At 71.7% G+C, this 5,524-nt stretch carries 7 protein-coding genes and 1 pseudogene; 5 read left to right on the top strand and 3 right to left on the bottom strand.

The window, feature by feature from the left end; all coding sequences use genetic code 11:
• Window positions 1-137 precede the first annotated feature (137 nt).
• Genes AB0M52_RS29770 through AB0M52_RS29760 form a run of 3 tightly spaced genes read left to right on the top strand, consistent with a single transcriptional unit; the run spans window position 138 to window position 2,159 of the window.
• Entirely contained in the window at window positions 138-413 is a 276-nt protein-coding gene (locus AB0M52_RS29770; protein ID WP_363960630.1) for a hypothetical protein, read from the top strand.
• Between the two features lie 2 nt (window positions 414-415).
• On the top strand, window positions 416-1,582 hold the full coding sequence (locus AB0M52_RS29765) for a glutathionylspermidine synthase family protein (protein WP_363960628.1): 1,167 nt from the start codon (window positions 416-418) through the stop codon (window positions 1,580-1,582).
• Window positions 1,583-1,601: 19 nt separating this feature from the next.
• Window positions 1,602-2,159, top strand: a complete 558-nt coding sequence (locus tag AB0M52_RS29760) for a CGNR zinc finger domain-containing protein (RefSeq protein WP_111212013.1) — start codon at window positions 1,602-1,604, stop codon at window positions 2,157-2,159.
• Window positions 2,160-2,178: 19 nt separating this feature from the next.
• On the opposite strand, the gene AB0M52_RS29755 is transcribed toward AB0M52_RS29760, so the two are convergent.
• Both AB0M52_RS29755 and AB0M52_RS29750 read right to left on the bottom strand, forming a co-directional pair.
• On the bottom strand, window positions 2,179-2,985 hold the full coding sequence (locus tag AB0M52_RS29755; protein ID WP_363960626.1) for a sugar phosphate isomerase/epimerase: 807 nt from the start codon (window positions 2,983-2,985) through the stop codon (window positions 2,179-2,181).
• A 75-nt stretch (window positions 2,986-3,060) separates the two neighbouring features.
• Window positions 3,061-4,005, bottom strand: coding sequence for a Ppx/GppA phosphatase family protein (locus tag AB0M52_RS29750; protein ID WP_363960624.1), 945 nt, complete (start codon window positions 4,003-4,005; stop codon window positions 3,061-3,063).
• Between the two features lie 72 nt (window positions 4,006-4,077).
• On the opposite strand from AB0M52_RS29750, the gene AB0M52_RS29745 reads away from it, so the two are divergent.
• Window positions 4,078-4,887, top strand: a complete 810-nt coding sequence (locus tag AB0M52_RS29745; RefSeq protein ID WP_363960622.1) for a hypothetical protein — start codon at window positions 4,078-4,080, stop codon at window positions 4,885-4,887.
• A 40-nt stretch (window positions 4,888-4,927) separates the two neighbouring features.
• Window positions 4,928-5,269: a Fic family protein gene (locus AB0M52_RS29740; protein ID WP_363960632.1), complete on the top strand. Its 342-nt coding sequence runs from the start codon at window positions 4,928-4,930 to the stop codon at window positions 5,267-5,269.
• A 58-nt stretch (window positions 5,270-5,327) separates the two neighbouring features.
• On the opposite strand, the pseudogene AB0M52_RS29735 reads toward AB0M52_RS29740, so the two are convergent.
• A pseudogene (locus tag AB0M52_RS29735) lies at window positions 5,328-5,450 on the bottom strand (winged helix-turn-helix domain-containing protein); the annotation flags it as partial.
• Window positions 5,451-5,524 lie beyond the last annotated feature (74 nt).

The following is a 5,524-nucleotide window of genomic DNA, read 5'->3' as shown; positions in this document are numbered from 1 at the left end:
CCACACCAGGCCCAGGCCGAACAAGTGCTCATCCGCCAGCGGCTACCCACCAGGAGTCTGCCTCACCCACCGGCCAACTCCCACAACTCATTAGGCCCGGGGCGACGCGCGTGGCGTTCATCGGTTACAACGATGGCGTGGAACAACGCCCCCGCCGCCGGCTCCGTTCGGCCTCCGTGCAGCTCGGCGCGCTCACCGCCCTGGCGCTCGCCCTCTCCGGCTGCAACATGACCTCCGACGACGACGATGACTGCGCCCTCGGTCCGACGGGCGGCGGTGACACCGTGGCCCTCGCCATGCGGGTACCGGCATCGGTCGCCGACCCGGCCGGCCGGGGTGCCCCGGAGCCGGTCGGCGCGGCCGTGCCCGAGCGGGGCGGCTTCGGCACCCACCTCGCCTCCTGCGGCGGCTGAGGGTGCGTCGCGAGCGGGTCAGCCCGCGTCCCGACTGGGACGCCACCATCCGCGAGCAGGGCCTGGTGTACGTCGACACCGAACTGCCCGACGGCGGGGTGATGTCGTACTGGGACGAGACCGCGGCGTACGCCTTCGAGCTGGACGAGGTGCTGCGGCTGGAGGAGGCCACCGAGGAGCTGCACCGGATGTCGGTCGCCGCCGCCGCGCACGTGGTGGCGCGCAACCGGTACGCCGAGTTCGGCATCCCCGACTGGGCGGCCGAGGCGGTCGCCCGGTCGCTGCGGGAGACGCCGCCCACCCTCTACGGCCGTTTCGATCTCTGGTACGACGGCAGCTGGCCGCCGAAGCTGCTGGAGTACAACGCTGACACTCCGACCGCGCTGGTCGAGGCGAGCATCATCCAGTGGTACTGGCTCGAGCACACCCGGCCGGAACTGGACCAGTGGAACAGCCTGCACGAGCGGCTGGTCGCGGCCTGGGCGAAGATCGGCGCCGGCCTGCACGACCGGCGGGTACACGTGGTCTGGTCGAACGAGGAGGAGAGCGGCGAGGACCACATGACCGCCGGCTACCTGGCCGAGACCGCCCGCCAGGCCGGGCTGGAGGTCGAGCTGCTGCCGATCCAGGACATCGGCTGGGACGGCCGCCGCTTCGTCGACGCCGCCGACGGTCCGGTCACCACCTGCTTCAAGCTCTACCCGTGGGAGTGGATGCTCGCCGAGCCGTACGGGCCCCTGGCGCTGGCGCCGGGCACGCCGACCACCTGGATCGAACCGGCCTGGAAGCTGCTGCTGTCCAACAAAGCGTTGCTGGCGGTGCTCTGGGAGCTGTATCCGGGGCACGAGCTGCTGCTGCCCGCGTACCTCGACTCGCCGCGCGGGATGCCGGAGTACGTCGCGAAGCCGCTGCTCGGCCGAGAGGGCGCCGCAGTGCGGATCGTCACCGCCGGTGGTGAGATCGCGAACCCGGGCGACTACGGCGACGAGGGCTTCTGCTATCAGGAGTTCCGGGCGCTGCCCGAGTTGGCGGGTAGCCGGATGGTGCTGGGCAGCTGGATCGTTGACGGGGAGTCAGCGGGCGCCGGGGTGCGGGAGAGCGCGAGCCTGATCACCGATGGGTTCGCCCGGTTCCTGCCGCACTACATCGACACGGCGCGTACCGGATGAGTCGTCTACCTTTGAAGGCGTGAACTTCGACGCGTACGCCCGGACCGGAGTTGACCTTGTCAACGCCCGCCTGGACGACCTCGACGACCTACGGGCCATCTTCCCCGACGACAACGCGTGGATGCGCGACGAGGTCGCGGAGCGGGATCTGGCGACCTTCCGGCGCGCGCAGAAGCGGTTGCGTGACGTCTTCGAATACGGCACCTCCGGGCGCGACGCCCAGGCGGTGGCCGAGCTGAACACGCTGCTGGAGGCATACCCGGTCCAGCCGCGCATCTCGGGGCACGACTCCAGCGACTGGCACATGCACGTCACCAGCCGGGGTGCCTCGGTCAGCTCGGAATACCTGGCCGGTGCCGTCTGGGGCCTGTCGGTCTGGCTCTGCGAGTACGGCAGCGCCCGGTTCGGCGTCTGTGCGGACGACCGCTGCGGCAACGTCTACCTGGACACCTCGTCCAACTGCTGCCGACGGTTCTGTTCGGAGCGCTGCGCCACGCGGTCGCACGTGGCCGCTCATCGGGCCCGCAAGCGGGCGGCCGTACCAAGCCAGACCGATCCGCTGGCACCCGTGCCCTGACCGACCACCCGGCCGCTGGTCAGGCGTCGACCGGGGACGGGGTGTTGAGGTGCTGACGGGCGAAGGCCAGCGCCTCGCGCAGATCCGCCTCGCGGACCTGCCGGCTCCTCGCGCCCCGGGTGGTCACCTCCACCGCGACCGAGCCGGTGAAGCCCCGACCGGCCAGCGAGCGCAGCAGCTCGGCGCAGGGCTGGCTGCCGCGGCCGGGCACCAGGTGCTCGTCGCGCCCCTCGCCGGTGCCGTCACCGAGGTGTACGTGCGCCAGGCCGGCGCCCATCCGGTCGGCCATCTCAAGGGCGTCGGTGTGCGAGGCGGCGCAGTGCGACAGGTCGAGCGTGTACGAGGAGTAGCCGGACTCGGTCGGATCCCAGCCGGGCACGTACGGGACGAACTGCCGGCCTGCCATCCGTACCGGGTACATGTTCTCCACCGCGAACCGCAGCCCCCCGAACTGGCCGGCCACCTTGTCGAGCCCCTCGGCGAAGTTGCGCGCGTAGTCCCGCTGCCAGGTGAACGGCGGGTGCACCACCACGGTCGGCGCCTCCAGCGTCTCGGCCAGCACCGCCGCCCTGCGCAGCCGCTCCCACGGGTCCGGGCTCCAGACCCGCTGGGTCACCAGCAGGCAGGGCGCGTGCACGGAAAGGACCGGCACCCCGTAGTGGTCGGCCAGCCCACGCAGGGCACCGCCGTCCTGGCTGACCGCGTCGGTCCAGACCATCACCTCGAGCCCGTCGTAGCCGAGCGCGGCGGCCAGTTGGAACGCCGCTGCGGTCCGCTCAGGGAAGACCGAGGAACTGGACAGGAGCACCGGGACGCGGGAAGTCACACCACCGAGGGTAACCCGCGTCGATTGAGGCAGCGTGACGAGAAGCGGCAAAGCGGGTGATGCGGACGGACGGCATCACACCGGTGCCAACTTGTCCAACCGGCTGAGGATCACGCCCTCCCGCAGCGCCCACGGGCAGACGTCGAGCGAGTCCACGCCGAGTCGCCGCATCACCGACTCGGCGACGACGGCACCGGCCAGCACCTGGTGGGCCCGGCCGGCGCTCACCCCCTCCAGCTCGACCAGTTGGGCCGGCGGGATGTGCCGGATGAAGCCGAGCACCTGCCGCAGCCCGGAGCGGGTGAGCTTGCGCCGGGCCCAGAGCCCCGCGCCGCTGGGGGCTGCCCCGGCGAGCCGGGCCAGAGTGCGGAACGTCTTGGAGGTGGCCACCGGGCGTTCCCAACCCACCTCGGTCATCCGGTCGACCACCGGGTCGAGCAGGCCGTCGACGTATTCACGCAGCTCGTCCACGGCCGCCGGCGGTGGCGGGACCACACTCTCCGGGTCGATTCCGAGCCGCTCCCGGGTCAGCCGGCCGGCACCGAGCGGCAGCGACACCGCGACGTCCGGGTCCTCGTCGACGCCCGCCGCGATCTCCAGCGAGCCACCGCCGATGTCCAGCACCAGCAGCCGCCCCGCCGACCAGCCGAACCAGCGCCGGACCGCGAGGAAGGTCATCCGCGCCTCGTCCGCGCCGGAGAGGACCTCCAGGCGCACCCCGGTGGCGTCCCGGACCTGGGCCAGCACCTCGGCGGCGTTGGTGGCGTCGCGTACCGCGGAGGTGGCGAAGGCGAGCAGGTCGTCGACCTCCAGGGCGGTGGCCGAGGTCCGGGCCGCGCTGACCGCCTTGACCAGGGCGTCCGCGCCGGCCTCGCGGAGCGCGCCGTCCGGGCCGATCTGCTCGGCGAGCCGCAGCACCGCCTTCTCGGAGTGCGCCGGCCACGGGTGCGCCCCGCGGTGGGCGTCGACCACCAGCAGATGCACCGTGTTCGAACCGACGTCGAGGACACCCAGTCGCATGGTGAGCACCCTAGGCCAACCGGTTCGCGTCACTCACCGACCTGCCCGGCACACCGCGCGTACGCTGGCCGGGTGACAGGTCAGATCGAACTCCGCGTACTCGTGGACGACCCGGCAGATCCGCGCAGCCGTGAGGTGCCGCTGGACTTCCCTCGGGAGTGGATCGAATTCGTCGATCCGGCGGACGAGCGGCACCTGGTCCGGGCCGACCTCACCTGGCTGCTGTCCCGGTGGACCTGCGTCTTCGGCCGCGGCTGCCACGGCATCATCGCTGGACGGTCCGCCGACGGCTGTTGCTCGCACGGCGCGTTCTTCACCGACTCCGACGACGAGAAGCGGGTCCGCACCGCGGTGAAGCGGCTGACCCCGGCGAACTGGCAGCACTTCCGCCGCGGCTTCAAGAACTGGACCGAGAACGACACCGTGGACGGCAAGAACCCGGCGCGGCGCACTGCCACCCAGGACTCCGACGGCCCGTGCGTCTTCCTCAACGACGCCGACTTCCCCGGCGGCGGCGGGTGCGCGCTGCACGCCCAGGCGCTGCGCGACGGGGTGCACCCGCTGGAGTACAAGCCGGACGTGTGCTGGCAGCTGCCGGTCCGGCGGGACCAGGAGTGGGTCAAGCGGCCGGACAACACGAAGGTGCTGGTCTCCACGCTGGCCGAGTTCGACCGGCGGGGCTGGGGCGCCGGCGGGCACGACCTCGACTGGTGGTGCACCTCCTCCACCGACGCGCACGTCGGCACCGAGCCGATGTACCTGTCGTACGGCCCGGAGCTGACCGCACTCGTCGGCCCGGCCGCGTACGCCAAGCTCGCCGAGCTGTGCGCCGCACGGGTCCGCCAGGGCATGGTCGCCCCCCATCCCGCCGACCCGAACTGACAACTCAGCGCGATCTTGGTAGCAGCGTTGCTACCATCGGATCGCCCGCAAGATCGGCGTCGGAGTCCGGGACGCCGGGTTGATCGAATCCGCCGTCGCCCGGCCTCGGACCAGCGTCTTCGGCGAGGACGCCTACCCGGAGCTGTGGACCAAGGCGGCGGCGTTGCTGCACTCGCTGGTCAGCAATCACCCGTTCCTCGACGGCAACAAGCGGATCGGCTGGATCGTGCCGTTGGCGTTCCTGCTCCGGAATGGGGCCGCCACCGTCGCCCAACTCTACGACGTCGATCAGGACATCGCATTCGACCTGGTCATCGCCGTTGCGGAGAGCCGACTGACGGAGGTCGACCAGATCTCGGCCGCGCTGCGCAAACTCTTCTGAGCCCGCCGCCCGCGCCACGAGGGCAGAGCGGCTGCGATGGTGCCCCGCGAACGCCGGATCAGGGCTCGAACTTGTAGCCGAGACCGCGCACCGTGACGATGTGCCGCGGGGTGGACGGCTCCGGCTCGATCTTCGACCGCAGGCGCTTGACGTGCACGTCCAGCGGCCGGTGTTCGAGGAGTTCACCGCCCGGCTGGCCAAGCGCGCCGACGAGTTGGCGTACGGCTGGCCGGCGGACGAGGCGACGGTGAACAT

The organism is Micromonospora sp. NPDC051296, from assembly GCF_040682255.1.
Taxonomy (GTDB): Bacteria; Actinomycetota; Actinomycetes; order Mycobacteriales; family Micromonosporaceae; genus Micromonospora; species Micromonospora craterilacus.
Note: the sequence above shows the minus strand (reverse complement) of the source record. Positions and strands in the feature narration are given on the sequence as shown.